Origin of the sequence: Yoonia ponticola, assembly GCF_014199395.1 — a bacterium.
Lineage (GTDB): Bacteria > Pseudomonadota > Alphaproteobacteria > Rhodobacterales > Rhodobacteraceae > Yoonia > Yoonia ponticola.
The window spans coordinates 1-24,633 of the sequence record NZ_JACIJM010000019.1; the positions used below are offsets into that span (position 1 = coordinate 1).

Consider the following 24,633-nt stretch of genomic DNA (forward strand, 5'->3'; position numbering starts at 1 on the left):
CAATCCCACGGTCACACTCCAATCCTGCTTGTTCAACAGGGAAGTGTGACACTTCTACTTTGCAGATGTGGGACATTCTAACTTTGCGGCGACATACGAATATCGTATAATCAGTATTATGTAATATAACGAGATACAGCCAGAACAGCCCGCAGGGAAAATGTCCTAAAAATCAGAGGTTTCGGCGGACATCTGTTCTGCCTGTGATTGCGTAATGTTAATCAGATGCAGCTAAGAGCCAATTATCATTTTGATAAACCTAGCCAGACTGTTAGCTTACGGCATGGGACACTCACTACTTATACTAAACGGGCCAAACCTAAATCTGCTGGGTACACGACAACCCGAAGTTTACGGATCAACGACGCTCACAGATATCGAAGATGCGTGCCGCGCCACTGCGTCGCGTCTGGATATCGATGTCAGCTTTCTGCAATCCAACCACGAAGGCGTTTTGATTGATGCCATTCATGACGCGCGTGGCGTGCATGACGGGATCATTTTGAACGCTGGCGCGTATACTCATACGTCTATTGCACTGATGGATGCGATCAAATCCGTCTGCATTCCAGTGGTTGAACTTCACCTCTCAAATATCCATCAACGCGAGGAATTTCGGCATTTGTCGTATATTTCCAAGGTGGCTGTCGGACAGATTTGCGGATTTGGCGCAGCGGGATACCCGCTCGCGATCGAAGCACTCACGGGCTATCTAGGGACATCATAAAATGAGCAAGACAATTGCGAAATTGTACGAGCTGACGAATGCAAAGACTGTCGAAGAACTCTGGGACGTTCACACCAAACAAATGTCGGCTTACGGCTTTAAGCGGCTGATTTACGCATTCACGCGGTATTATTCGGCGTCATCGGCGATTGCGTTGGGTGATCCGCAGGACTGGGTTCTGCTGACCAACATGTCTTCCGAATACGTCGATAAGTTTGTTGAGGACGGCCATTATTTTCATGGCCCGATGATTCGATGGGCTTTGAAAAACGATGGTGCCTGTAGCTGGCGCTGGATGAAGGAAATGATCGGCTCTGAGATGGTCAGCATCAAGGAACGCGAAGTCATTGAATTCAATCGCTCTTATGGCATTTCTACGGGCTACACTGTTAGTTTCCGGTCCGTCAGCCAGCGCAGCAAAGGTGCGATTGCGTTGATCGGCGACGTTGGCATGTCGCAGCACGAGGTCGATGAAATCTGGGCAGAGCACGGCGACGAGCTGATGGCGCTGAACAATGTCATGCACCTGAAAATCCTCGCCCTACCCTATTCCGGCTCTCGCAGGCTCACATCGCGGCAACGCGAAGTGCTGCAATGGGTTGGTGACGGCAAGACGACACAGGACATTGCGGTGCTTTTGGGCCTGACGGCTGCAACAATAGAGAAGCACCTTCGCCTTGCGCGGGAATCGCTTGATGTTGAAACAACCGCACAGGCTGTTTTGAAGGCTGCTTTCTACAATCAGATGTTTGTTTTGGACAGTTAACCCAAGGGAATCGCGAAATATTATCCCTTTGAGCCAAAGAATTATCCAAAAGGTCAGGTTTCCCATACTTTCTTTACGTAACGGTAAAGCGCATGATGAAATTGTTCCGTGAGTGGTGGCCTAAGGCCTGGGAACTGTGGGTCATACCCCCCGGTATTTTGGGGAAAGAGTGATTTACACGTCGGTGGTTTTGGGGGTTTGCCCCCAAACTCCGACAACCCGTGAGTGTGCATAGTCCTGTCCCATTATTGGATGCGCAAAGGTTAGTGATTTTTTACCGCGTTCTTCCGACGCGGTAGTTCAGTATTTTAACGATTGATGGCGGTGATCGTATTTCTGGTCATCGCCACTTTTTCGTTTAGGACGTAGCCCCCGGCCCCAAATCCCCAGACACTCAATACGATGTGGCCCGTGCTGTGCTTGGTGCCGCATTGGTCTGTCCAACTTCACCCAGCAGTAAGACAACAAAAAACGGCACAGATTTGCATCTGCGCCGCTCTTAATCATGTTGAAACCTGTGGTAGGTTTTAGCCGTTCAGTTTTGCAACTTCAGCAGCGAAATCTTCTGCGATGACTTCGATGCCTTCGCCTTTTTCAAGACGCACGTAGCCAGTGATTTCAACGCCAGCTTCTTTGGCAGCTTCTGCAACTGTCACGTCAGGGTTCACAACGAACTGCTGGTTCAAGAGTGTGACTTCAGCCATGTATTTCTTCATACGGCCAACGATCATTTTCTCGATCACTTGCTCAGGCTTGCCGGACTCGCGTGCGATGTCCATCTGAACTTGCTTTTCTTTCTCAACAACAGCTGAGTCCAAAGATGCTTCGTCCAGTGCCGCTGGGTTCGTTGCAGCAATGTGCATCGCAACCTGACGGCCAAACGCCGCGTTGTCGCCAGACATCGCAACCAGAACACCAATGTTGCCCATGTCAGTTGCAGCCGCGTTGTGCACGTAGGACACAACGTTGTCGCCTGTCAGCGCTTCCATGCGGCGAACGCCCATGTTTTCACCGATCACAGCAACCGCGTCTGTTACAGTCTGCTCAACGGACTTGCCGTTCATGTCAGCTGCTTTCAGCTCTTCAGTCGTGTTCACGCCCAGTGCAACAGCAGCAATACCAGCAACCATTTTCTGGAAGTCAGCGTTTTTACCAACAAAGTCAGTTTCTGAGTTCACTTCAACAGCAACACCTTTGTTGCCGGAAACAGCCACAGCAACCAGACCTTCAGCAGCCGTACGGCCGGATTTCTTAGCAGCTTTTGCGAGACCTTTGGTACGCAGCCAGTCAACGGACGCTTCCATGTCGCCGTTGTTTTCGACCAGCGCTTTTTTGGCATCCATCATGCCAGCGCCAGTGCTTTCACGCAGTTCTTTTACCATAGCAGCAGTGATTGCCATTGGAATTCTCCTCAAAAGGAATTTCGGGTCCGGGCGGGGTATACCCCTGCCCGGTTACAATTTTACGAAAGATCGCGGCTTATTGAGCGGCTGCAGCTTCTTCAGCAACAACTTCTTCAGCGAATTCTTCCATCGCACCCAGATCAACGCCGGCTGCGCCCAATTGAGCGGACATGCCGTCAAGTGCTGCACGGGACGCGAGGTCTGTGTACAACGCGATTGCGCGTGCCGCATCGTCGTTGCCTGGGATGCAGTAATCGATGTCTGCTGGGGAACAGTTGGTGTCGACGATTGCAACGATAGGAATGCCCAGCTTTTTCGCTTCTGCGATTGCGAGGGATTCTTTGTTCACGTCGATGACGAACAACAGGTCAGGAACGCCGCCCATTTCGCGGATACCGCCCAAAGACGCTTGCAATTTGCCTTGCTCACGTTCCATGCCAAGACGCTCTTTTTTGGTCAAGCCAGTAAAGCCGTTCTCGGATGCTTCGTCGATGGCTTTCAAACGGTTGATAGACTGGGAAACAGTCTGCCAGTTTGTCAGCGTGCCACCCAACCAGCGGTGGTTCATGTAAAACTGTGCGCAACGCTCAGCGGCATCAGCGATTGGCTTTGCAGCTTGGCGCTTTGTACCCACGAACAGAACGCGGCCGCCTTTAGCGACTGTGTCACGGATCACGTTCAACGCTTGGTCAAGCATTGGAACTGTCTGTGTCAGGTCCATGATGTGGATGCCGTTACGTGAGCCATAAATGTATGGGCCCATCTTTGGGTTCCAGCGCGCTGTCTGGTGGCCAAAGTGTACGCCTGCTTCGAGCAGCTGACGCATGGTGAACTCAGGAAGAGCCATGTCTTATTCCTTTTCCGGTTTCAAACCTATGACGGGGATATCAATGCGAATGCATCAACCGGTGGATTGTTTGGGATTTCTCCCCATTCAACCCGCCCCGTCTGGGGATTTCGTGAGCGTCCATTAGCCGCCTTTGCCCAGCGGCGCAAGTGCCGCGCCGCTGGAATTCATATCAAAGGGTCAAAAAAACCGCCCTTACAGGAATACCCGTTCGATAAACCAGTATGCACCGATCACTGCGATAAAGACGGACGCAGGGATCGCGACGATGCGGCGATACGCTTCGATCTGGTCACGCAGCTTCACTGCGGCCGCACAGAGCACGAAGATCATCAGCATTGGCCCTAGGAACACGACTGGCGACGTTTCCAGTACAGTGGACAATCCAACCGGATCCCAGACCATCAAGGCAATCGTCACAGCACTCAGCACACCATAAACCGCATAGGCTTGCATCGCTTCGTTTTCGCCACGATCCACACGGACTGCTTGCCATACGGCCAAGAACATCACCGCGATCACAGCCAGCTGGCCCACTTCTACGCCGACATTAAACCCGATCAAGGCCGGAACGAATGACGCTTGCGGCAGACCAAATTCGGCCAGCACAGAGGCAAAGCCCAAACCATGCAGCAACCCAAACCCGAAGATCACGATCGGCCGCCACGGGCTAAGTCGCTGCATAAAAATGTTCTCAATCGCGACATAAGCAATCGACGCGGCGATCAGCGGCTCTACAATGCTACCCGGCAATGACACATAGCCCAATGCAGCAGCCGCCAGCGTGATCGTATGGGCCAGCGTGAACAAGGTGACTTGGGTCAACAGCGGACGCATACGGGTCGACAGGAAGAACAAGCCCAACACAAACAGGATGTGATCCAGCCCTTTTGGCACGATGTGGTCAAACCCAACTGGGATATAGTTCCAGAAGGTTTCCCAACTGCCAGCCGCATTGCCGCCTACCAGCGCAATCGGGTCCGACATATCGCCTGCTTCTAGGTAGCCGTCATAAGGTGCATCTACACCTTGTTGACGCAGAGCAAGCGTTCCGAATTCCGTGGCCCAACCGACCTGCACGATCTCGGTGCCAGCAGGCAGGTCGGCGGTGAATTGCAGATGCGTTTCGCGCACGGTTTCCACATTGCCGACTTCGCCAAACTGCACAGCGGCCAAGTCCGGCGTGATCTGTGTGCCATCAGCCAGAATAGTGATCTGCTGCGCCATATCGGGCCAGAACGCATCAAACTGTTCTTGCAACGCGGCAGGCTCTAACGCGCGCAGCGCGTCGTAGTCAGCCGCGAGTGGCGTCGCGTCGGTATCAGCGGTGTCCGTCAGATCAATGCCTGCGATAAAGCTCTCGATATTCAACCGCACGTCGAATTCCAACGTGTCGCCGACTTGCTCCATATCAGCAATCGCGGGCACCACCTCGTGGGCGCGGGCGGGCAATGCAGATGCCAGCCACATCGCAAGCACGGTTGACACCGCAGCTAGATGAACCAGTTTGTTCATCAGATTAAAGGATCTTGATATGCGCATGTTTGCCCTCGTCTCTACATTAATGCTCACCACAACAGCCACGACCCTATCGGCACACGAACTGTGGTTAGAACCGCTTGACTATCAGGTAGAGCAGTCTGGTCAATTGCAAGCGCAAATCAAAAACGGACAGGATTTTGAGGGAAACACCCTGCCCTACATCGACCGACGCTTCCGGCATTTCATCGTGTTTCAGGATGGTGACGGGATCAAAGTCACGGGGCGCAATGGCGACGTGCCTGCGCTGAACATGACCGCCAACCGCACAGGGCTGAACGTTGTGGCCTATCAAAGCACGCCTGCGACGATCACCTATGAAAACTGGGAGAAATTCCAGACCTTTATCGACCACAAAGACTTTGGCGATGTGCGCAGCGAACATGACGCGCGCGGCCTACCCGACGCTGATTTTACCGAAACCTATGTGCGGTATTCCAAATCCTTGATTGCGGTTGGTGACGGCGCAGGTGCCGATCTGCGTGTTGGACTAGAGACCGAATTGGTGGCGCTGACCAATCCCTACACCGACGACCTGACAGACGGTTTCCAAGTGCAGTTGTTCTATGGTGAGAACGTCCGTGCCGACGAGCAGATCGAAGTCTTCGCTAAAGCCGCCGATGACACGCTTGAGGTGACATACGTCCGCACCAACGCCGAAGGCATCGCCACAATCCCGATGCAATCCGGCACGGCTTATCAACTTGACGCGGTAGTGCTGCGCCCTGCGGGTGAAGCCGTGGCCTCGCAAGGGTCGGTTTACGAGACGCTTTGGGCGAATATGACGTTTATGGCGCCCTGATCCGGCTTGTCCTTTGGGCGGGGCTAGGTCAATAGTCGCGGCATGAAAGAACAACCAGATATCTTATGCATCGGGTCGGTCCTGTGGGACGTGATCGGACGTGCTGCTAGCCACATGCGGGTTGGTAGCGACGTGCCGGGCCGTATCACACGGCTGCCCGGCGGCGTGGCGATGAACATCGCCATGACCCTGTCGCGCTTTGGGCTGACGCCCGCGCTTTTGACCGCTATCGGACAAGACCCCGAAGGCGAGGAACTTATCGCCGAAGCAAACCGCATGGGCATGATTACCGATCACGTGTACCGGTCCGAAGACCTGCCGACGGACGTCTACATGGCGATCGAAGGGGCAAACGGTCTGATCGCGGCAATCGCCGACGCGCATTCACTCGAATCTGCTGGCGCGAAAATCCTGCGGTCCTTGGACAACGGGCGGCTAGGCAGTGCTGAGGCCCCGTTTAAAGGGCCAGTCGCACTTGACGGGAACCTGACCGAAGAACTGCTGCAACAGATCGCCAAATCGCCGCTGTTTGCCCGCGCCGACCTGCGCGTCGCCCCCGCATCACCGGGCAAGGCGAACCGTCTTTTGGCGCTGCTCGGACATCCATCCGCCACGCTTTATGTGAACCTTGAAGAAGCCGGTTTGCTCTGCCAAACCACCTTCACACATTCTGTCGAGGCTGTGCACGCCTTGTGCACGCGTGGTGCACACCGTGTGCTGGTCACAAATGGCGGTGGATCTGCCGCCGAAGGCACCGCTGGCGACGTGATCGAAGCCACCCCGCCCGCCGTCATGGTTACACGCGTGACAGGCGCAGGTGATACCTTTATGGCAGCCCACATCGCGTCCGAGGCCCAAGGCATGGACCGCACCGACGCATTGACACGCGCGCTGAATGCAGCCGCAACCTACGTATCCGGAGAAACACCCCTATGATCCCTATTTCCTACAGCGCCGAAGTCTCAGCTGCTTGCGCCAATGGCACCCCGATTGTTGCTCTCGAAAGCACGATTATCACCCATGGTATGCCCTACCCGCAGAACGTCGAGACAGCGCGTCTTGTTGAGCAAGATGTCCGTGATAACAACGCAGTACCGGCCACAATTGCAGTGATCAACGGCACGCTTCACGTGGGTCTTGAGGACGATCAACTGACCGCATTGGGTCAGGCAGAAAACGTAGCCAAACTGTCCCGCGCTGACATCGCCGCTTGCATCGCGACGGGCGGCACTGGGGCGACAACCGTGGCTGCGACAATGATCGGTGCGGCGCTTGCTGGGATTTCGGTCTTTGCGACGGGCGGCATTGGCGGCGTGCATAAGGGCGCTGAAGAAAGCTTTGATATCTCAGCCGATTTACAAGAACTGTCCCTGACGGCGGTGACGGTTGTTGCAGCTGGTGCCAAGGCAATTCTTGACCTTAACAAAACCTACGAAGTCCTTGAAACCCTTGGTGTTCCGGTCATCACATACGGCCAAGATGTGCTGCCAGCCTTCTGGTCCGCGACCTCTGATCTGGCCACGCCATTGCGCATGGATACCGCCGCAGACATCGCCAAAGCGCACGTCATGCGCGGCGGCATGGGTCTGACTGGCGGGCAATTAGTCTGCAACCCGATCCCGCAGGACATGCAAATCCCAGCCGAAGAACTAGCACCCGTGATCGCCCAAGCCTTGTCCGAGGCCGAAGCGCAGAACATCAGCGCCAAAGCGGTCACGCCGTTCCTGCTGGGCCGGATTTTTGAGCTGACAGAAGGCAAATCACTGGTCGCGAACATAGCACTTGTGCGTAACAACGCCCGCTTAGCCGCTGAAATCGCTGTAGAAATCGCAAAACGGTAGTTCACTTTCACTTTTGCAACCTCACGCGCTTGTGACAAGGCGCGTGAGTTCCTATCTCGAAGGATAAGCAAACTGGACCCAACATGAAAAACGAGCATCCCACGCCGATCGCCCCACACCCGCGCAAATCCAGTATTTTTGCGGGACTACGAGGCAATTTTCTGGCCGGCTTGATCATCATCGCGCCGATTGGTCTGACGTTCTATTTCATCTGGACAATCGTCGGCTGGGTCGATGGTTGGGTTTGGCCGTTTGTGCCGAACGCGTACCATCCCGAGGCGTTGCTGAACCGCTTTTTCGGCAATCCAGAGCAGCCGATCACGGTGAACGTGCGCGGCGTTGGTGTGGTCATCTTTTTGGTGTTTACCATCCTCGTCGGCTGGATCGGCAAAGGGCTGATGGGCCGCTCGATGATCCGCTTTGGCGAGCGGTTTGTGGAACGGATGCCTGTCATCCGCTCGGTCTATAACGGCGTTAAGCAAATCGCAGAAACTGTGTTTTCTCAACGGGATACGTCGTTTGAAAAAGCCTGTTTGGTCGAATATCCGCGCAAGGGCGTTTGGGCCATTGGGTTCATCTCGATTGACGCCAAAGCCGAAATAAGCAGCCAGCTTTCATCCGACGGCGAGACTATCGCGACGGTGTTCCTGCCGACCACACCAAACCCCACATCCGGCTTCCTGTTGTTCCTGCCACGCTCTGAAATTAAAGAGTTGGACATGACTGTCGAGGACGCTGCGAAACTCGTGATCTCCGCGGGGCTTGTGTACCCTAATTCCGCTGATCCTAGCCTGCCGCCAGCCGCGTGATCGGGGCGATTGTCACGGGGTTCGCGACGGGCTTTGCCCTGATCCTCGCGATTGGGGCGCAGAACGCTTTTGTGCTCCGCCAAGGGCTGCTGAAAACACATGTTTTCCCGCTGGCGCTATTCTGCGCCTTGTCGGACGCGGTGCTGATTGTCGCGGGCGTTTGGGGCTTTGGCGCGGTGGTAACGCTGTTCCCGTCTTTGCCGCTGATCATGGCTATCGCGGGAGCTGCATTCCTGTTCTGCTACGGTATGATGCGGTTTTGGGCCGCCTATCAAGGCGATTACGCAATGCAGGTCGCAGGCAAGTCCGGCACGCTGACCGCGACAATCGCGACCGCTGCCGCCTTCACATGGCTGAACCCGCATGTGTATCTCGACACATTGGGGTTGATCGGTGCGATTTCGACCCAATTTGATGGCATAAATCGCGTAGGTTTTGGTGTCGGCGCAGTGACCGCGTCATTCGTGTTTTTCTTTGGCCTCGCTTACGGCGCACGGCTGCTGGCACCGATGATGCAATCGTCCCGCGCGTGGCGTATATTGGACGTGATCATCGGTGTTGTCATATTAGCTTTGGCTTTTAAGCTGTTGTTTAGCTGAACATTTCCGTCAAGTTGATCGTGCTGCGTGTGTTCAAATCCGTCTTGTGATTTTTCAAGAAAACGGAGGCCGCAGCCTGACCCGCCTCGAACAATCGCGCCAAGATCACAGGCGCTGGAATGGTTTTTGTCGCGACATTCAACTCGTTCATCAACTCGTCATCAGCAATCATATGCACCAGCACGTTCTTCATGCTGCCTTCGGGCAAGGTGTGTTTCTCAAGCAGTCTTTGCACAAATTCAATCGCCCGCAATTCGCGCAATAGCGACGAGTTAAAGCTGATCTCATTGATCCGGTTCTGGATCGATTGCGAGTTCATCGGCAGTTCGTGACGCACCAAAGGGTTAATGTTCACGACGATAATATCATCCGGTAAATGCCGCTCGAACAGCGGGAAAAGTGCCGGGTTGCCGACATAGCCTCCGTCCCAATAGGCTTCCATCTTGCCCGTCTTTGGATCAACGAATTCAACGGCTTGGAACAGGCTTGGCAGGCACGCCGAGGCCATCAGCGCCTCTGGTGACACCTCGTCCCCTGTGAAGACGCGGATCTTGCCTGTGCGCACGTTTGTGGCGCAGATGTTAATCTCTGGCCCGTCGCTGCTGCACACATCCTCAAAACGAAGATCGCGCACGAGTTTGTCCAACGGGTTTTGCAACATCGGACCGTAGAGATACGGCGACATCAGCCGCGTGGTCATGTCGAACATTTGATAGGCGGGCGACGCTTCGATCGCTTTGGCCATGCTTGCTGCATTTGGTGTCATGCTGCTGATCCAGCCTGTCAGGCGGTCGTCCGTGACGGCCCCCACCTGTTCCCAAAACCAGCGCAGGTTTTCGCGCGCGCCTTCGCGACCACCCGTGACCATGCCAGCTTTCAAGGCGGCCGCGTTTAATGCGCCCGCCGAAGTCCCTGAAATGCCTGCGATTTCGATCTCGTCGTCTTGCAGAATGGCGTCCAAAACGCCCCACGTAAACGCGCCATGCGCGCCGCCGCCTTGTAATGCCAGATTGATTTTCTTCATCGCAGGCCCCTTTTCGGGTGAATTAAAGTGCAGTCCAGCCGCCATCGACGCTGATCGTGGTGCCCGTAATCTGGGCCGCCGCGTCAGAGCAAAGGAACGCCGCTGTGCCGCCGAGTTGCTCGGTGGTTGCAAATTCCTTGGACGGTTGACGTTTGAGTAAGACTTCTTTGATAACCGTTTCCCGATCCATGTCGTATTCTTTCATGGTTTCGGGGATTTGGGATTCGACCAGCGGCGTCAAAACGTAGCCCGGACAGATCGCGTTAGCGGTGATTGGTTCCTGTGCTGTTTCCAGCGCCACAACCTTGGTCATGCCGACGATGCCGTGCTTGGCCGCGACATATGCGGATTTATAGGGCGAGGCGGTCAGCCCGTGCGCAGAGGCGATGTTGATCACCCTGCCCCAACCTTTTTCGCGCATGCCTTCCAACGCGGCGGCTGTGGTGTGGAATGCCGACGTCAGGTTGATCGCGATAATCGCGTCCCATTTCGCCGTTGGGAAGTCTTGGATCGGGGCGACGTGCTGGATTCCGGCGTTGTTGATTAGGATATCGCAAGCGCCCGATTCGCTAATCAGGCGGCGGCAATCTTCGCCTTTGGACATATCGGCGGCCACGTATTTGGCATCTACGCCAAATTCCGCTGCTATTTCGGCGGCCAGCGCATGGTCTTCATCGCGGTCCGTGAAAGAGTTCAGCACGACATGCGCGCCCTGTTTTGCCAATTCGCGGGCGACGCCCAAGCCAATGCCAGAGTTGGAACCAGTGATAACAGCCGTTTTACCTTGAAGGGACATATGAACTCCTGAGATATGTGTTTGCGTCGCTTATACATGCTGCAACTGCAAAATACACGTGTGCGTTCCATGCGGTCAGTACAATGACGGCTTTGTGAAACATCTGCAAAACGATTGGCCAAAAAAAACGCCCGCACAAGGCGGGCGTAAGTCATTGAGGCAGGTTTCATACAGGCAAGAAACCTATCGAGCAGTGACCCCTTTATAAGCAATGACTTGACCTAGGCCAAGGGAAAAGTTTGTAAGTCGCGGGAACCCTGTTTACCTTAAGGATCAACGTACATTGGGACCCAAGGGACTGTCGCAAAAATGATAACAGAGTTATTCCAACCGCTTGTTCGCACGAGTTCAGCCGCTGCGCTGATTCTTGCCGCTGGATTCGCCACCGCAGAGCCGCAACATGGAATCGCGATGTACGGCGATCCGGCGCTGCCTGCGGATTTCGAGGCGCTGCCCTACGCGAACCCCGATGCACCAACTGGCGGTAAAATCGTGACGGCGAACGTGGGATCATTCGACAGCCTGAATCCCTACATCCTCAAAGGGTCGGTGCATTGGCAGATGCGCTATCTGATCGGGGAAAGCCTGATGGGCAGATCGCTGGACGAGCCGTTCTCGCTGTACGGTGTTTTGGCCGAAACGATTGAAACCGGACCGGATCGCGAATGGGTCGAATTTGTCCTGCGCCCAGAGGCAAAGTTTTCCGATGGAACACCTGTGACAGTCGAGGACGTGATCTGGTCGTTTGAGACGCTCGGCACGGTTGGCCATCCGCGCTACCACGGGTTCTTTGAGAAAATCGCGACGCTCGAGCAAACGGGCGAACGGTCGGTTAAGTTTACGTTCAATACCGAAGATCAGGAACTCGCGCTGCTCGCAGGTTTGCGCCCCATCCTGCAAAAAGCGCAGTGGGACGGCGTTGATTTCGCCGAATCCGGCGTGGATATCCTGCCGATCACTTCTGGGCCTTACGTGATTGATGATTTCGACGCGGGCCGCTTTATCTCGCTCAAGCGGAACCCTGATTACTGGGGCCGCGATGTTGTGCCGTTTATGAATGGCGTGCATAATATCGACGAAGTGCGGCTGGAATTCTTCGGCGATGAAACCGCAGCATTCGAGGCGTTCAAGGTCGGCGAAGTGAACACCAACCGCGAATTCAACGTGGCCCGCTGGGAAGGACAGTATAATTTCCCTGCTGTGACCGACGGCGACATTGTGAAATCGGTTTTGCCGCACAAACGCCCGTCTGGCATGACCGGATTCGTGATGAACACCCGCCGCGACCAGTTCAAAGACTGGCGCGTGCGCGATGCGTTGATCCATGCGTTCAACTTTGAATTCATCAACGAGTCCATGACCGGATCGGCGCAACCACGGATCACATCCTTTTGGTCCAACTCGCCACTGTCGATGGAGGCAGGCCTTGCGACGGGCCGTGTCGCCGAGTTCCTAGCACCCTTTGCTGACGATCTCGTGCCGGGCACGATTGAGGGCTACACCCTGCCCGTCTCGGACGGATCTGTGCGCAATCGCGCGAACATCGGCAAGGCGTTGGAACAATTCGAGGCTGCAGGCTGGAGCGTGCAAGAAGGTGCGTTGAAGGACGCGGACGGCAACGACTTTACCTTTGAAATCCTGCTGCAAGTCGGCGCGTCAGAGCCGCAAGCGATCATCGACATGTACGTTGAAACCCTGTCGCGGGTCGGCATCACGCCGACTGTCTCGACGGCTGATTCCGCACAGTACAAGGAACGCACCGACGCCTTTGATTTTGACATGACCTACTACCGTTCCGGCGTGTCACTGTCGCCCGGCAACGAGCAATACAGCTATTTCGGGATCGACGACGCCGACACGATTGGTGGGCGCAACATGATGGGCGTCAAATCCGAAGCCGTGGATGCGATGATTGACCGCCTTCTGACCTCTGACGATCAAGACGATTTTGTGGCCGCAGTCAAAGCGTTAGACCGCACTCTTACAGCGGGGCGCTACGTGATCCCGATCTATCAGTGGAACATCAGCCGGATCGCGCATTCCAAAAATCTGCACTACCCCGAAAATCTGCCGATCTTTGGCGATTGGCCCGGTTGGCAGCCCGATGTCTGGTGGTATGAAGAGTAAATTTAGCGCATTACAGGCTCGGCAGGCAAACTGCCGAGCTGCGTGATTTAAGAGGTAAAGATGAAGAAATTAGTCATATTCGCGATAATCGGGGCCGCTATGGTTGCCTGCACGCCTGTCCGCGCCGTTGGAAATGTGGCTGTCGGCACAGGGCAGCTGGCCCTTGGTGCCGTTGATGTGGTGCTTTAAGTTAGCGACGTAACCCACAGAATTGTCGCGTCTTCTGGGCTAACTGACACGACGTTATGACCCATGGCGGCATCGTAATATGCGCTGTCGCCACGTTTCATTTGCACCGGTTCGTAGAATTCGGTGAATAGTTTGATCTCGCCTGTGAGGACGTACAAAAACTCTTCGCCGTCGTGACGCACCCAGCCGTCGAATTCTTCCATGCTCCGCGCACGGATTTGGGCGCGGTACGGCAACATCGCCTTTTTGGTTAGCGTTTCGGCCAGCAGATCATGTTCATACGTCGTGGTGATCTGATGCGTGCCTTCGCCCGCGCGGGTCATCGCCATACGTCCGTTCACTTGGCCCTTTGATGGCGGCGTGAACAGCTGCGGCACCGAAATTTCCAGCCCAACAGCCAGCTTTTTCAACGCCTCATAGGTGGGCGACATTTGACCGTTCTCGATCTTGGACAAGGTGGAACGGGCAAGCCCCGCTTGGTTCGCCGCCTGTTCCAACGTCCAATCGCGGGCTTTGCGCAATTCACGCACACGCGCACCAAGGTCGAGCGGTTGGCCTTCGTCATTCGCCCCGTTGTCACGGGCAATTTTGATAAGGCTTCGGGGATCAAGATCAGTCATGCGCAATTCTATCCGCAACGGGCGCAGGCTTGCAACTCGCCTGTGCAAAAGATAGCAAAATACTATGTTCATGCATTGCCTCACACCATTGTGGGGGCGCGGGCGGCCTGTCCGACGTGCAACACCACATTCATTCGCAGATCGTTGCGGCAAGACTGGGAGACCTCACATGGTCAAACTTGATATTATTTCCGATCCGATCTGCCCTTGGTGCTATATCGGCAAGGCGAACTTGGACAAAGCGCTGCTGGAATTCCCCGATCATCCGTTTCAGATCGAATGGCATCCGTTTCAGTTGAACCCTGACATGCCTGCGGGGGGTATGGGGCGCAGAGATTACCTAGAGACCAAATTTGGTGGCAAGGATGCCGCCGTGCGCGCCTATGCCCCGATTGTTGAGATGTCCGAGAAAATTGGTCTGGGCATCAACTTTGAAGCGATGAAGGTCACGCCGAACACTATCGACGCGCACCGCCTGATCCACTGGGCTGGCATTGAAGAACGCCAGACCTTTGTGGTTGATCTGCTGTTCAAAGCCTACTTCATCGACGGCCGTGATATCGGCGATCATGATGTATTGGCCGACGTGGCGGATATGGCGGAAATGGACGCGGCCTTGATCAAGAAACTGTTGAATTCAGACAACGACACCGACGACATCCGCAAACGCGACGCGCATTCGCGTGAAATGGGCGTGAATTCGGTGCCGACTTTCATCGTGGCCAATCAGCATGCCGTGCCGGGCGCACAGCCTGCCGAAACATGGGTGCAGGTGATTAAGGACATTCAGGCCCAGATGGGCGACGCTGACTAGAACACGACTGGCCCGCGCCTTTAGATGAGGGCGCGGTTAACGCGGGTTCTGCGCGTCCTGCATGGCCGCTGACCGTGGCATAATCTGCTGTGCTTTTCTCTTGCAAGTCCGGCGTGACAGGATCAGGTGGGACGTTCCGTGGTTCTGACCATGGCAGACCACGATTAGATGTGTCTTAACGTGCCCACGCGGCTCTGTTTTCGGCGCTGGACTGTCATCCTAACCACCGTATTTTGTGAAAATTACTGGTTTGGGTGCGCCGCGCCTATCGCCACTTTAAGAAGGCCCACCCTTATGGCTGCACCAACAAAACGCCTGCCCCAAGCCGAGTTTATCGCGCTGACCGCGATGATCATGGCGGTCACTGCATTCTCAATCGACGCGATGCTGCCTGCACTGCCTCAAATCGCGTCCGAATTGTCGCCCCAAAGCCCGAACAATGCGCAGTTAATCGTGACCAGCTTTGTTTTTGGCATGGGTTTAGGGACGTTTGTGACTGGCCCGCTGTCAGACGCATTTGGACGCCGCAAAGTCGTGATCGGTGGCGTGGCTTTGTATCTGGTCGGCACGTTTTTGGCATGGATTGCAGGCTCGCTAGAGCTGATCTTGGCGGCGCGTGTCATCATGGGCTTGGGCGCTGCTGGGCCACGTGTGACGGCGATTGCCATGACGCGCGACCTTTATGCAGGGCGCGATATGGCGCGGATCATGTCGTTTGTGATGGTCGTTTTCTCACTGGCACCTGCTGTGGCACCGACAATCGGACACTACATTATACTGGGGTCAGATTGGCGCGGTATTTTTGTAGCATTTGGCATTTTCGCAATGATTCCGGCAATTTGGCTTTACTTGAGGCAGCCTGAAACCCTCGCGCCTGAAAACAAGCGGCCGATGAACCTGGGCTCTATTGTGTCGGCGACCAAAGAGATGTTCGCGCACCGCACGGCCAGCCTGTCGATCCTGATCCAGACACTGACGTTCGGCGTTTTGTTCACGGTGATTTCATCGACACAACAAGTGTTCGACCAGACTTTTGGCCAGGGCGACAGTTTCCATTTTTGGTTCGCGGGTATCGCGGTTGTGGCGGCCAGCGGGTCATTACTGAACGCGCGCCTCGTGGGCCGCTTGGGCATGCGTGCGATCATTCGCGGCATGTATATGACGCAAATCGGCGTCACACTGGCGATGCTGTTGATCGTGTCGCTGGACTTGCCGTATTGGATCACATTTGCGAGCTACGTGATCTGGGTCACGGGCAACTTTTTCCAAGCGGGCCTGACGATCGGCAACTTGAACGCGCTTGCGATGGAAGAAATGGGGCACATCGCGGGCGTTGCCGCATCGGTGATCGCGGCGGTATCGACCGTTGGTGCGGTGCTGCTAGCGGTGCCATCCGGGTTGATGTTCAACGGGACCCCCGTGCCAATGGGCATCGCTGCGTTGTTGATGGTCTGCGTGGCCTTGTGGTTGACCATAAAAATCAAGCGGCCGGGCGAGGAATAAATCCGCGGCACCGGCGTTTGATGATGCGTTGATGGGGGCGCTGCCCCCGCCTTCGGCTCCCCCGGGATTTAGAAGAAGTCAAAGAAGCGGTTAGGACTTTGCTTTTTTGCGATGGTCCGCGAGAATTTGCGCCAGATCGCGGGCGATGCTGAACGCGCCTTGGATCTTGTCGCGCTCTTTGGTCCAGTCGCGTTGCACGACGATTTTGTTGTCTTTTACTTTGGCCGCGCCTTTTTGGTCGTGAATGAAGGTCACGAGGCCCTCTGGTGATGCGAATTTGTCGTTGTGGAACTGGATCGTCGCCCCTTTGGGGCCAGCGTCGAGTTTGCCGATGCCCGCTTTTTTACACATCGCTTTGATCCGCACGACGAGCATCAGGGTGTTCACCTCTTTTGGCAGTTTGCCGAAGCGGTCGATCAATTCAGCGGCGAAACCTTCGAGTTCGACTTTGGTGGTGAGCTCTGACAGGCGGCGGTAGAGGCCAAGGCGCACGTCGAGGTCAGGCACATAGTCGTCGGGGATCAGGACAGGCACGCCAAGGTTAATTTGTGGCGACCATTCGCCGTCGTCGATGATACCTTCGGCCGCACCGGATTTGATCGCGTTGATCTGATCTTCGAGCATTTGTTGATAAAGCTCGTAGCCGACTTCGCGCATTTGGCCGGATTGCTCTTCGCCCAACAGGTTACCAGCACCACGGATGTCGAGGTCTTGCGAGGCCAATGTGAACCCTGCCCCGAGACTATCAAGCGAGCCCAGCACGCGCAGACGTTTCTGCGCCGTATCGGTCAGTTTTTGTCGTGGTTGCGTGGTCAGATAGGCATAGGCGCGGGTTTTCGAGCGTCCAACGCGGCCCCTGATTTGGTAGAGTTGCGACAGGCCGAACATGTCAGAGCGCCAGACGATCATTGTGTTCGCCGTCGGGATATCGAGGCCGGATTCGACGATGGTTGTGGCCAGCAGCACGTCGTATTTGCCGTCGTAAAACGCGTTCATCCGGTCGTCGAGATCGCCCGCCGCCATCTGGCCTGTGGCCGCGATATAGCTGACCTCGGGGACTTCGCGTTTGAGGAAGTCTTCCATTTCGGCCATGTCGGTGATGCGCGGCACAACCATAAAGGATTGCCCGCCGCGATAATGTTCGCGCAGCAGCGCCTCGCGAATCGTGATTGTGTCGAATTCCGAGACATAGGTGCGGATCGCAAGGCGGTCGATGGGTGGTGTTCCGATGATCGACAGGTCGCGCACGCCGGACAAAGAAAGCTGCAATGTCCGTGGGATAGGCGTCGCAGTTAATGTAAGCACATGCACGTCTGTACGCAGTTGTTTCAGCCGTTCTTTGTGCTGGACGCCGAATTTCTGTTCCTCGTCGATGACCAACAGCCCCAGGTTTTTGAAGCGGATGGATTTCGCGAGCAGCGCGTGGGTGCCGATCACGATATCGACCGTGCCTTTGGTGATGCCGTCGCGGGTTTTGGTGGCGTCGCCCGCCGAGACAAAGCGCGACAATGGTGCGACGTTGATCGGGAAGCCACGGAACCGTTCTGCGAAACTTTGGTAATGTTGCCGCGCAAGCAAGGTCGTGGGCGCGATGATCGCCACCTGCACGCCGCACATCGCCGCGACAAAGGCGGCCCGAATGGCGACCTCGGTTTTGCCAAAGCCCACGTCGCCGCAGATCAGCCGATCCATCGGGCGGCCTGATGCGAGGTCGTGCAACACATCCTCAATCGCGGACAGTTGGTCGTCGGTTTCCGCATAAGGAAACCGCGCAAGGAATTGATCCCAAAGGGTTTCTGGCGGGTCCATCGCGGGCGCTGTGCGCAATTCACGCTCTGCTGCCACACGGATCAGACGTTCGGCAATCTGGCGAATACGTTCCTTGAGTTTCGCCTTTTTCGCCTGCCAAGCCCCGCCGCCCAGTTTGTCCAACATGCCTTCGTCGTGGCCATATTTCGACAGCAGTTCGATGTTCTCGACGGGCAGGTAAAGCTTTGAACTCTCTGCATATTCGATCAGCAGGCATTCGTGCGCGGCACCAGCGGCGGTGATGACTTCCATGCCCATGAAACGGCCAACACCGTGATCCACATGCACTACCAAATCGCCGATGTTGAGGCTGTTTGCCTCTGACAAGAAATTCTCGGCGCGGCGTTTGCGTTTTGTTGTGCGGATCAGGCGGTCGCCCAGCACGTCTTGCTCGGAAATCACCGTCATATCCGGCGTGACAAAGCCGTGATCCAGCGGCCAAACCGCCAGATGCACACCGGATTTACCGATGCGAGACCGATCAGACACGGGAATGACTTCGCCGATGCCTTCGTCTTCGATCAGACCTGTCAGGCGTTCACGTGCCCCTTCGGAATAGCTGGCAATGACAACCGGACCGTGATCCAATTGTGCACGAATATGATCTGCCAAGGCGCTGAAAAGATTGATGGTTTCGCTTTGACGTTCGGGCGCGAAGTTCCGCCCGATCCGCCCGCCAGCATCAATAACACCTATGCCTGTGGCTTGCGGCAATGGCGCGAGTTGGATCATCCGGCGATCAGCAACCGCCGCAGACCATGCTGCATCATCAAGGTACAGCAGCGCAGGTGGCGCCGGTTTATAGACCGAATCCATCCGGCCCTTTTGCGACAGCGCGTGCATCCGCGTCTCGTATTGGTCCACGATGCTGTCCCAGCGGGCAATCCGCGATGGTGTTAACTGATCGTCAAGCGTGATGGTGGCGCGGCCCGTATAGTCGAAAATCGTCTCAAGGTCGTCGTTGAAAAAGCCTAGCCAATGCTCGATCCCTGCGTGTTTGCGCCCCGCACTCACCGCCTCGTACAGCGGATCATCGGTGCCAGCGGCCCCGAATTCGATGCGGTAGTTTTGGCGGAAACGGGTGATCGCGGCCTCGTCCAAGATCACTTCGGACACAGGGGCCAGTTCAATCTCGGTTAACTTTTCAGTAGTCCGCTGGCTGGCCGGATCAAAGCGGCGCGCCCCGTCGAGCACATCGCCGAACATATCCAGACGGATCGGACCGGATTGACCGGGAGGGAAAATGTCGATGATACCACCGCGCACGGCGTAATCGCCTGCCTCCATCACCGTTGGTGCTTGAGTAAAGCCCATGCGGACCAAAAATGCCCGCAGTCCTTTTTCGTCGATCCTGCTGCCGACTTGCGCCTTAAACGCGGCTTCACGCAGCAATGATCGCGCTGGCACCCGTTGTGCGGCGGCGTTCAGCGACGTGAGAAGCACAAATTTGGCGGGCATGCCGTGGACGAGTGCGGCAAGCGTCGCCATCCGTGCCGCAGAAATATCCGCGTTCGGTGACACCCGATCATAGGGCAAACAATCCCACGCCGGAAACGTAAACACTGGCATGTCAGGCGCATAGAAATTGATCGCGGCCTGCATTGCGGCCAACCGTTTGTCGTCACGGGCGATATGCACAACCGGCCCGCTCGACTTGGCGATTTCTTGCAAGATCAGTTCGGCGTCGTAGCCTTCGGGCGCACCTGCGATGGTGATATGATTGGATTTAGACATGAGGCTTGATCTATCCCGCGAGGCTAGGGTGTCAACGGCCTACCAGAAAGGAACCGTCAAGTTATGGTACATGCCGTACATTGAGGTGACAAAAATCGACACCATGCCGATGATTTGGGTCCACAAGCGGTGGCGCAGCAACATTTTGTAAAGCGACTGCGCATCGGTGGCGTTGGTTTCGATGTGCTGGGCGCTCGACAGGCTGACGGCCCCCACGATGCTGAGTGGGAAGACAATGAACAGCAACGCTTGGGCGAATTCGATCCGATAGAAGAACGCGAGCACCAGCAATGCCGAATTGGCAAAGCACACAAACATCAGCACCCAAGGCCCTGCGGATCGTGCGATCCCCAGCAAACGGTTTACGTTCACGCGGACAATTGCAATCAAATCTTCCTCGGCCTCGCCGCCATATTTGCGGGCGCGTTGGATCAGGTCAAAGGGCACCCCAAGCACCCAATGGCTGATGGATGACCAAAGCACAGCAATCCCAATCCAATACCAAAGGTTGGAGAAAGAACGCATATCAATGACGTCGAAAAGGGCATCTGTCCAATTCACGGGTGGCAGCCTCGTGTGGTGTTATTTTAGGGGACACTAGCGGCGACGATCATGGATGCCCAGACTTGTGAAGCGCTGAATTCCATGTAACCAAGCACCTGTGACCAGAAAGGCCCGATCATGACCCCAATTGTCCCTTCATTCCCCGCCGCGCGTCTGCGCCGGATGCGTCAAACCCCTGCTTTACGCGCGATGATGCGCGAAAATACGGTGACTGTGGATGATCTGATCTGGCCGGTGTTTGTGATGGCAGGCCGCGACGACGAGACGCCTGTGGCGTCGATGCCCGGTGTGGTGCGCAGGACCGTGGACCGTGTGGCAAAAGCTGCAAAAGAGGCGCAAGCCCTTGGCATTCCAGCGATTTGCCTGTTTCCCTACACGGGTATGGAAAGTCGGACAGAGGATTGCGCTGAAGCATGGTCGCCCGATAATCTAACCAACCAAGCGATCCGCGCGATCAAAGATGCGGCCCCCGAAATCGCCGTGATGACCGACATTGCGCTGGACCCTTATAATATTAACGGTCACGACGGCTTCGTGGAGGACGGTGTGATTGTGAACGACCGCACCGTTGAAGCGCTGGTCAAAATGGCACTGGCGCAGGCCGATGCGGGCGCTGATATCCTTGGGCCGTCCGACATGATGGACGGCAGGATCGGGGCAATCCGCACAGCACTCGAATCCGATGGCCACCAAGACGTGACAATCCTAAGCTACACCGCCAAATATGCCTCGGCTTTCTACGGGCCGTTCCGCGATGCGGTTGGTGCGTCGGCGGCCCTGAAAGGCGACAAAAACACCTACCAGATGAACCCCGCCAATTCGGATGAGGCCATGCGCCTCGTGCAGCGCGACTTGGCTGAAGGCGCTGACATGGTCATGGTGAAACCGGGCATGCCCTATCTCGACATTTGCCGCCGCGTGAAAATCGAATTTGGCGTCCCGACATTCGCGTACCAAGTATCCGGCGAATACGCGATGATCCAAGCAGGGGCGCAAAACGGCTGGATCGACGGCGACAAGGTGATGATGGAAAGCATGATGGCCTTCAAACGCGCAGGCTGCGACGGCGTGCTGACCTATTTCGCGCCCGCAGTCGCGCGTCTTCTCAACGGATAAAGCGCCACATCCCGCTTCTTTGACTTCTTCAAAATCCTCGCCGAAGGCTTGGGATCTGCAAGATCCCAAAACCCGACATCCGCCAAACACCGCAAACACACATATCTTGCAGGTGACATAGACCCATTTTCCCCGTATAATTCCGCCCAAGGGCCGAATAACGGTCCACCAAAAAGAATAGAGGCGACAAATGAGCAATTTCTCCAGACGGCAGTTTGGCCTAGCGGCCTTGGCTGGCACGACACTCGCGGCTTGTGGCAACGGGATCGGCAATAACGGTGCCGCCACGATTGACGCCCGCGTCGATAGCACGCTGGCTTTTATGTATGAAAATTATCCCGGCACCCGTGATCTCGCACAGCGGTCTGCGGGCCAGTTGATTATGCCGCTTGTGACCGAAGTTGGTCTGGGCCTTGGCGGATCATTTGGTCGCGGCGCATTGCGCGTGGGACAATCTACAGTTGATTACTATTCCTCTGCGTCCGGCTCTGCTGGTCTGCAAATCGGTGCGCAACAATACAGCCATGTGTTGTTTTTTATGACGCAAGAAGCCTTGGTCGAATTCCGCCAAGCCCCCGGTTGGGCGGCAGGTGCTGACCTTGAATATGCGCTCAGCTCGCAAGGCGAAACGCTACGGGCTGAAACAACAACGTCGTTGTCGCCTGTGATCGCGGTTGTGTTTGGCCAGACAGGTCTGCGCCTTGGTGCGACGCTGGAAGGCACAAAATACACGCGGATCATTCCGTAAGGCTTGCCCATGACCCTGCCCATTTTGATCCTAGCGGCAGGGCAATCATCGCGGATGCGCGGGACTGATAAACTGCTGGAACAGATCGACGGCGTGGCCTTGTTGCGCCGTCAGATTGATGCGGCCGGCGGTGTAGGTGACGTGTTTGTGGCCTTGCCCGCAGCCGATCATCCACGCGCCGCCCTTTTGCAAAATACCGACGCCCAAGCGATCATCGTGTCTGATGCGGCGGACGGAATGGGCGTGACATTGCGCCGTGCGGTTCATGCGCTACCGCCCTGCCCGTCCTTCATGGTTTTACTGGCTGATTTGGCAGAGATAACGGCGACGGACCTGCAAGCCATTGTGAATGCGCGTAAAAATCACCCTGACAATTTGATCTGGCGCGGTGCAACTGCCGCCGGAAAACCCGGTCATCCGATTATGTTTGATGCGTCTTTGCGTCCTGAATTCGAAACATTGTCCGGCGACACAGGCGGATCACCAATTCTGAAGGCCCACAGATCCCAGACCCATCTGGTCGCGTTACAGGGCAACCGCGCGTTGCTTGATCTGGATACACCCGAAGAGTGGGCGCAGTGGCGTGCCGCGCGTCGGTCTTAACCTTTGATTAAAATCGCAGCTTCATGACGTTTCAAAACACGTCGCGCGTTACCAAAGCCGGGATCTGCCGCTTCCATCTGTCCCAAGTCTGGGAACAGATCGAAAATCTCGGCCCGTTGCGTCGCATGGATTCCGTTGAGGACATGGTCGGCGGGTTGAAAGCTTTCGGTCCACGTCCCGTTTGACAAAATGACCTCGTGCTGCGCGAACATCAGGTGCACATATGTGACGCCGCTGATCTGTACTGCGTCGATGCCGTCGGTGGCGGTCATGTATTTCGCTGCGGCGAAAACTTCGGTATCGGAAAAATGTAGCGCCGCGCGGCGTCCGCTCATCAACAATCTGTGGTTGCGGGACAGTAGCAAATCTTTTTCCGGCAATGACGAGCCAAGCGACCCTGCGCGGACAAGTACAGGTTGTAGGTCGGGCGCTGCCAGCAGGTCCTTCGTGGTCAATGTCCGGCTGCCCGTCCATGCGATTTCCTGAATGCCGTTGTCGCGGGTAAAAACCTTGTCGCCAGCACGCAGCGTCTCAACCGCGACTTCGCCTTTTGGCGTGGCGATTTTGGTGCCGCTGGCGAAGCAGACCAAGACGTCTTCGATTTCGGACAGTGGCACTTTGCCCATGATCTCGCCGTTGGTGTCCAGCAATGCAACATGGTCGGTGTCGAGGTGAAAACTGGCATAATCAGCGCCGCAAACGACGTCGGACTGCGATCTGCCTTTACTGTCAACCATAATATTCCCCTTTCGCGTCACGGCCGCGCGGCCAGTCAGCCCCATTTTGTGACGTATCTTATGGATAAACGGGGATTGGGGCGTAAGGCTACTCAAATGCGCCGAATTCGTTGCATTTGAACGATTTTGGGAAACGATTACCGGAAAAGTGGGCAGTAATGCACCAAAAATACCGGCGATTGTCGCCAAAACAGAAACAGGGACAACCACTTGTGGTTGTCCCTGTTGGTATCGTGATTCGCTTGCGGTTGATTTATTTCAACAGCAGGTTGGTTTCGTGTTTCTTGAGCGCTTTGCGTGCTGACTGGTAGCCCGCGAGGCCGGATTTGGTGGACAGTTCCGGGAACAGGTCGAAGATTTCGTTCCGTTGGCTGTTGCCGATGCCCTTCAAGGAATAGTCGCCCGGTTGGAAGCTTTCCGTCCATGCCCCGTTGGACAGCACAACTTCGTGCCGCTCGAACATGAAGTGGATGTAGCTCGTCTGCATCACGTTGACTGTGTGGATGCCTTCCGCGCCGACCATGTGCTTGGCTGCTGCCAGCACTTCGTTTTCCTCGAAGTACAGCTGCGTTTTGTCCGAAGACACAAGCACGCGGTGGTTCGGAGACACCATCATGTCACGCTCTGGCAGACCGTGGCCCAATGCGCCGCGCTTGATCAGAACAGGCTGCAGATGCGGGTTTTGCATCAGCTGCTTGCCGGACATCGGCTTGTGGCCCATCCATGCGATTTCTTGAATGCCGTTGTCGCGGGTGATGATCCGGTCGCCGACTTTCAGTTCCTCAACAAGACGCTCGCCTTTTGGTGTCGCGATCAATGTACCCGGTGTGAAGCATGGGATGACATTTTCGATCTCGGAGAAGGTCATGGTGGACCCGTCCGTGAACGTCACTGTACCCGCTTCAGGGTCGCCATC

24 protein-coding genes are annotated in these 24,633 nt (G+C 55.8%); 14 read left to right on the forward strand and 10 right to left on the reverse strand.

The features are described from left to right. Positions 1-283: 283 nt before the first annotated feature. Together aroQ and FHS72_RS17975 are read left to right on the forward strand one after the other, a co-directional pair. The gene (gene aroQ, locus FHS72_RS17970) at positions 284-727 is read left to right on the forward strand and encodes a type II 3-dehydroquinate dehydratase (protein WP_183531123.1); all 444 of its coding nucleotides are present in this window, start codon (positions 284-286) and stop codon (positions 725-727) included. 1 nt (position 728) lies between these two features. Beyond that, on the forward strand, positions 729-1,493 hold the full coding sequence (locus FHS72_RS17975) for a LuxR family transcriptional regulator (protein ID WP_183531124.1): 765 nt from the start codon (positions 729-731) through the stop codon (positions 1,491-1,493). Between the two features lie 527 nt (positions 1,494-2,020). On the opposite strand, the gene tsf is transcribed toward FHS72_RS17975, so the two are convergent. From tsf to FHS72_RS17990, 3 genes are all read right to left on the reverse strand, one after another. After that, positions 2,021-2,893, reverse strand: coding sequence for a translation elongation factor Ts (gene tsf, locus FHS72_RS17980; RefSeq protein ID WP_183531125.1), 873 nt, complete (start codon positions 2,891-2,893; stop codon positions 2,021-2,023). Positions 2,894-2,972: 79 nt separating this feature from the next. Continuing rightward, positions 2,973-3,743 carry a 30S ribosomal protein S2 gene (gene rpsB, locus FHS72_RS17985; RefSeq protein ID WP_183531126.1) on the reverse strand — a complete coding sequence of 257 codons (771 nt, stop codon included), beginning with the start codon at positions 3,741-3,743 and terminating at the stop codon, positions 2,973-2,975. A gap of 195 nt (positions 3,744-3,938) precedes the next feature. Beyond that, a complete protein-coding gene (locus tag FHS72_RS17990; RefSeq protein ID WP_246414876.1) occupies positions 3,939-5,285 on the reverse strand; it encodes a HupE/UreJ family protein in 1,347 nt (448 codons plus the stop codon). On the opposite strand from FHS72_RS17990, the gene FHS72_RS17995 reads away from it, so the two are divergent. From FHS72_RS17995 to FHS72_RS18015, 5 genes are all read left to right on the forward strand, one after another. Then, positions 5,278-6,084 (forward strand): DUF4198 domain-containing protein, encoded by an 807-nt coding sequence (locus tag FHS72_RS17995; RefSeq protein ID WP_183531128.1) that lies wholly within the window; start codon positions 5,278-5,280, stop codon positions 6,082-6,084. The genes FHS72_RS17990 and FHS72_RS17995 overlap by 8 nt on opposite strands. 42 nt (positions 6,085-6,126) lie before the next feature. Beyond that, positions 6,127-7,020 carry a PfkB family carbohydrate kinase gene (locus tag FHS72_RS18000; protein ID WP_183531129.1) on the forward strand — a complete coding sequence of 298 codons (894 nt, stop codon included), beginning with the start codon at positions 6,127-6,129 and terminating at the stop codon, positions 7,018-7,020. After that, positions 7,017-7,925 (forward strand): pseudouridine-5'-phosphate glycosidase, encoded by a 909-nt coding sequence (locus FHS72_RS18005; RefSeq protein WP_183531130.1) that lies wholly within the window; start codon positions 7,017-7,019, stop codon positions 7,923-7,925. Before FHS72_RS18000 ends, FHS72_RS18005 begins: the two co-directional genes overlap by 4 nt. 83 nt (positions 7,926-8,008) lie before the next feature. Then, the gene (locus FHS72_RS18010) at positions 8,009-8,734 is read left to right on the forward strand and encodes a DUF502 domain-containing protein (RefSeq protein WP_183531131.1); all 726 of its coding nucleotides are present in this window, start codon (positions 8,009-8,011) and stop codon (positions 8,732-8,734) included. Next, positions 8,731-9,333: a LysE family transporter gene (locus FHS72_RS18015; RefSeq protein ID WP_183531132.1), complete on the forward strand. Its 603-nt coding sequence runs from the start codon at positions 8,731-8,733 to the stop codon at positions 9,331-9,333. Before FHS72_RS18010 ends, FHS72_RS18015 begins: the two co-directional genes overlap by 4 nt. Here FHS72_RS18015 and FHS72_RS18020 read toward each other — a convergent pair. Next, on the reverse strand, positions 9,326-10,357 hold the full coding sequence (locus FHS72_RS18020; protein WP_183531133.1) for a patatin-like phospholipase family protein: 1,032 nt from the start codon (positions 10,355-10,357) through the stop codon (positions 9,326-9,328). The genes FHS72_RS18015 and FHS72_RS18020 overlap by 8 nt on opposite strands. A 22-nt stretch (positions 10,358-10,379) precedes the next feature. Continuing rightward, complete coding sequence (locus FHS72_RS18025; protein WP_183531134.1) at positions 10,380-11,153, reverse strand: 3-hydroxybutyrate dehydrogenase; 774 nt, start codon at positions 11,151-11,153, stop codon at positions 10,380-10,382. A gap of 309 nt (positions 11,154-11,462) precedes the next feature. Between FHS72_RS18025 and FHS72_RS18030 the strand changes: the two genes are divergently transcribed. Together FHS72_RS18030 and FHS72_RS18590 are read left to right on the forward strand one after the other, a co-directional pair. Next, positions 11,463-13,280, forward strand: coding sequence for an extracellular solute-binding protein (locus FHS72_RS18030; RefSeq protein WP_183531135.1), 1,818 nt, complete (start codon positions 11,463-11,465; stop codon positions 13,278-13,280). A 60-nt stretch (positions 13,281-13,340) separates the two neighbouring features. Next, a complete protein-coding gene (locus FHS72_RS18590) occupies positions 13,341-13,469 on the forward strand; it encodes a hypothetical protein (protein WP_281378361.1) in 129 nt (42 codons plus the stop codon). Here FHS72_RS18590 and FHS72_RS18035 read toward each other — a convergent pair. Beyond that, positions 13,466-14,089: a helix-turn-helix domain-containing protein gene (locus FHS72_RS18035; protein WP_183531136.1), complete on the reverse strand. Its 624-nt coding sequence runs from the start codon at positions 14,087-14,089 to the stop codon at positions 13,466-13,468. The genes FHS72_RS18590 and FHS72_RS18035 overlap by 4 nt on opposite strands. Positions 14,090-14,258: 169 nt before the next feature. On the opposite strand from FHS72_RS18035, the gene FHS72_RS18040 reads away from it, so the two are divergent. Beyond that, positions 14,259-14,903, forward strand: coding sequence for a DsbA family oxidoreductase (locus tag FHS72_RS18040; RefSeq protein ID WP_183531137.1), 645 nt, complete (start codon positions 14,259-14,261; stop codon positions 14,901-14,903). 294 nt (positions 14,904-15,197) lie between these two features. Beyond that, a complete protein-coding gene (locus tag FHS72_RS18045) occupies positions 15,198-16,406 on the forward strand; it encodes a multidrug effflux MFS transporter (RefSeq protein WP_183531138.1) in 1,209 nt (402 codons plus the stop codon). A gap of 90 nt (positions 16,407-16,496) precedes the next feature. Here the strand turns inward: FHS72_RS18045 and mfd are convergent, their stop codons facing one another. Both mfd and FHS72_RS18055 read right to left on the reverse strand, forming a co-directional pair. Next, positions 16,497-19,949: a transcription-repair coupling factor gene (mfd, locus tag FHS72_RS18050; RefSeq protein WP_183531139.1), complete on the reverse strand. Its 3,453-nt coding sequence runs from the start codon at positions 19,947-19,949 to the stop codon at positions 16,497-16,499. Between the two features lie 39 nt (positions 19,950-19,988). Then, positions 19,989-20,510 (reverse strand): component of SufBCD complex, encoded by a 522-nt coding sequence (locus FHS72_RS18055; protein WP_183531140.1) that lies wholly within the window; start codon positions 20,508-20,510, stop codon positions 19,989-19,991. 120 nt (positions 20,511-20,630) lie between these two features. Between FHS72_RS18055 and hemB the strand changes: the two genes are divergently transcribed. The 3 genes from hemB (at position 20,631) to FHS72_RS18070 (ending at position 22,980) form a co-directional block, all read left to right on the forward strand. Beyond that, complete coding sequence (gene hemB / locus FHS72_RS18060) at positions 20,631-21,629, forward strand: porphobilinogen synthase (RefSeq protein ID WP_183531141.1); 999 nt, start codon at positions 20,631-20,633, stop codon at positions 21,627-21,629. 190 nt (positions 21,630-21,819) lie between these two features. Further along, entirely contained in the window at positions 21,820-22,377 is a 558-nt protein-coding gene (locus tag FHS72_RS18065; RefSeq protein WP_183531142.1) for a lipid-binding SYLF domain-containing protein, read from the forward strand. A 9-nt stretch (positions 22,378-22,386) separates the two neighbouring features. Further along, complete coding sequence (locus tag FHS72_RS18070; protein ID WP_183531143.1) at positions 22,387-22,980, forward strand: nucleotidyltransferase family protein; 594 nt, start codon at positions 22,387-22,389, stop codon at positions 22,978-22,980. Here FHS72_RS18070 and FHS72_RS18075 read toward each other — a convergent pair. Beyond that, a complete protein-coding gene (locus FHS72_RS18075) occupies positions 22,977-23,717 on the reverse strand; it encodes a Hint domain-containing protein (RefSeq protein WP_183531144.1) in 741 nt (246 codons plus the stop codon). The genes FHS72_RS18070 and FHS72_RS18075 overlap by 4 nt on opposite strands. Positions 23,718-23,970: 253 nt before the next feature. Continuing rightward, positions 23,971-24,633: Hint domain-containing protein (locus tag FHS72_RS18080; RefSeq protein ID WP_183531145.1), on the reverse strand; the 663-nt coding region annotated here is incomplete at its 5' end.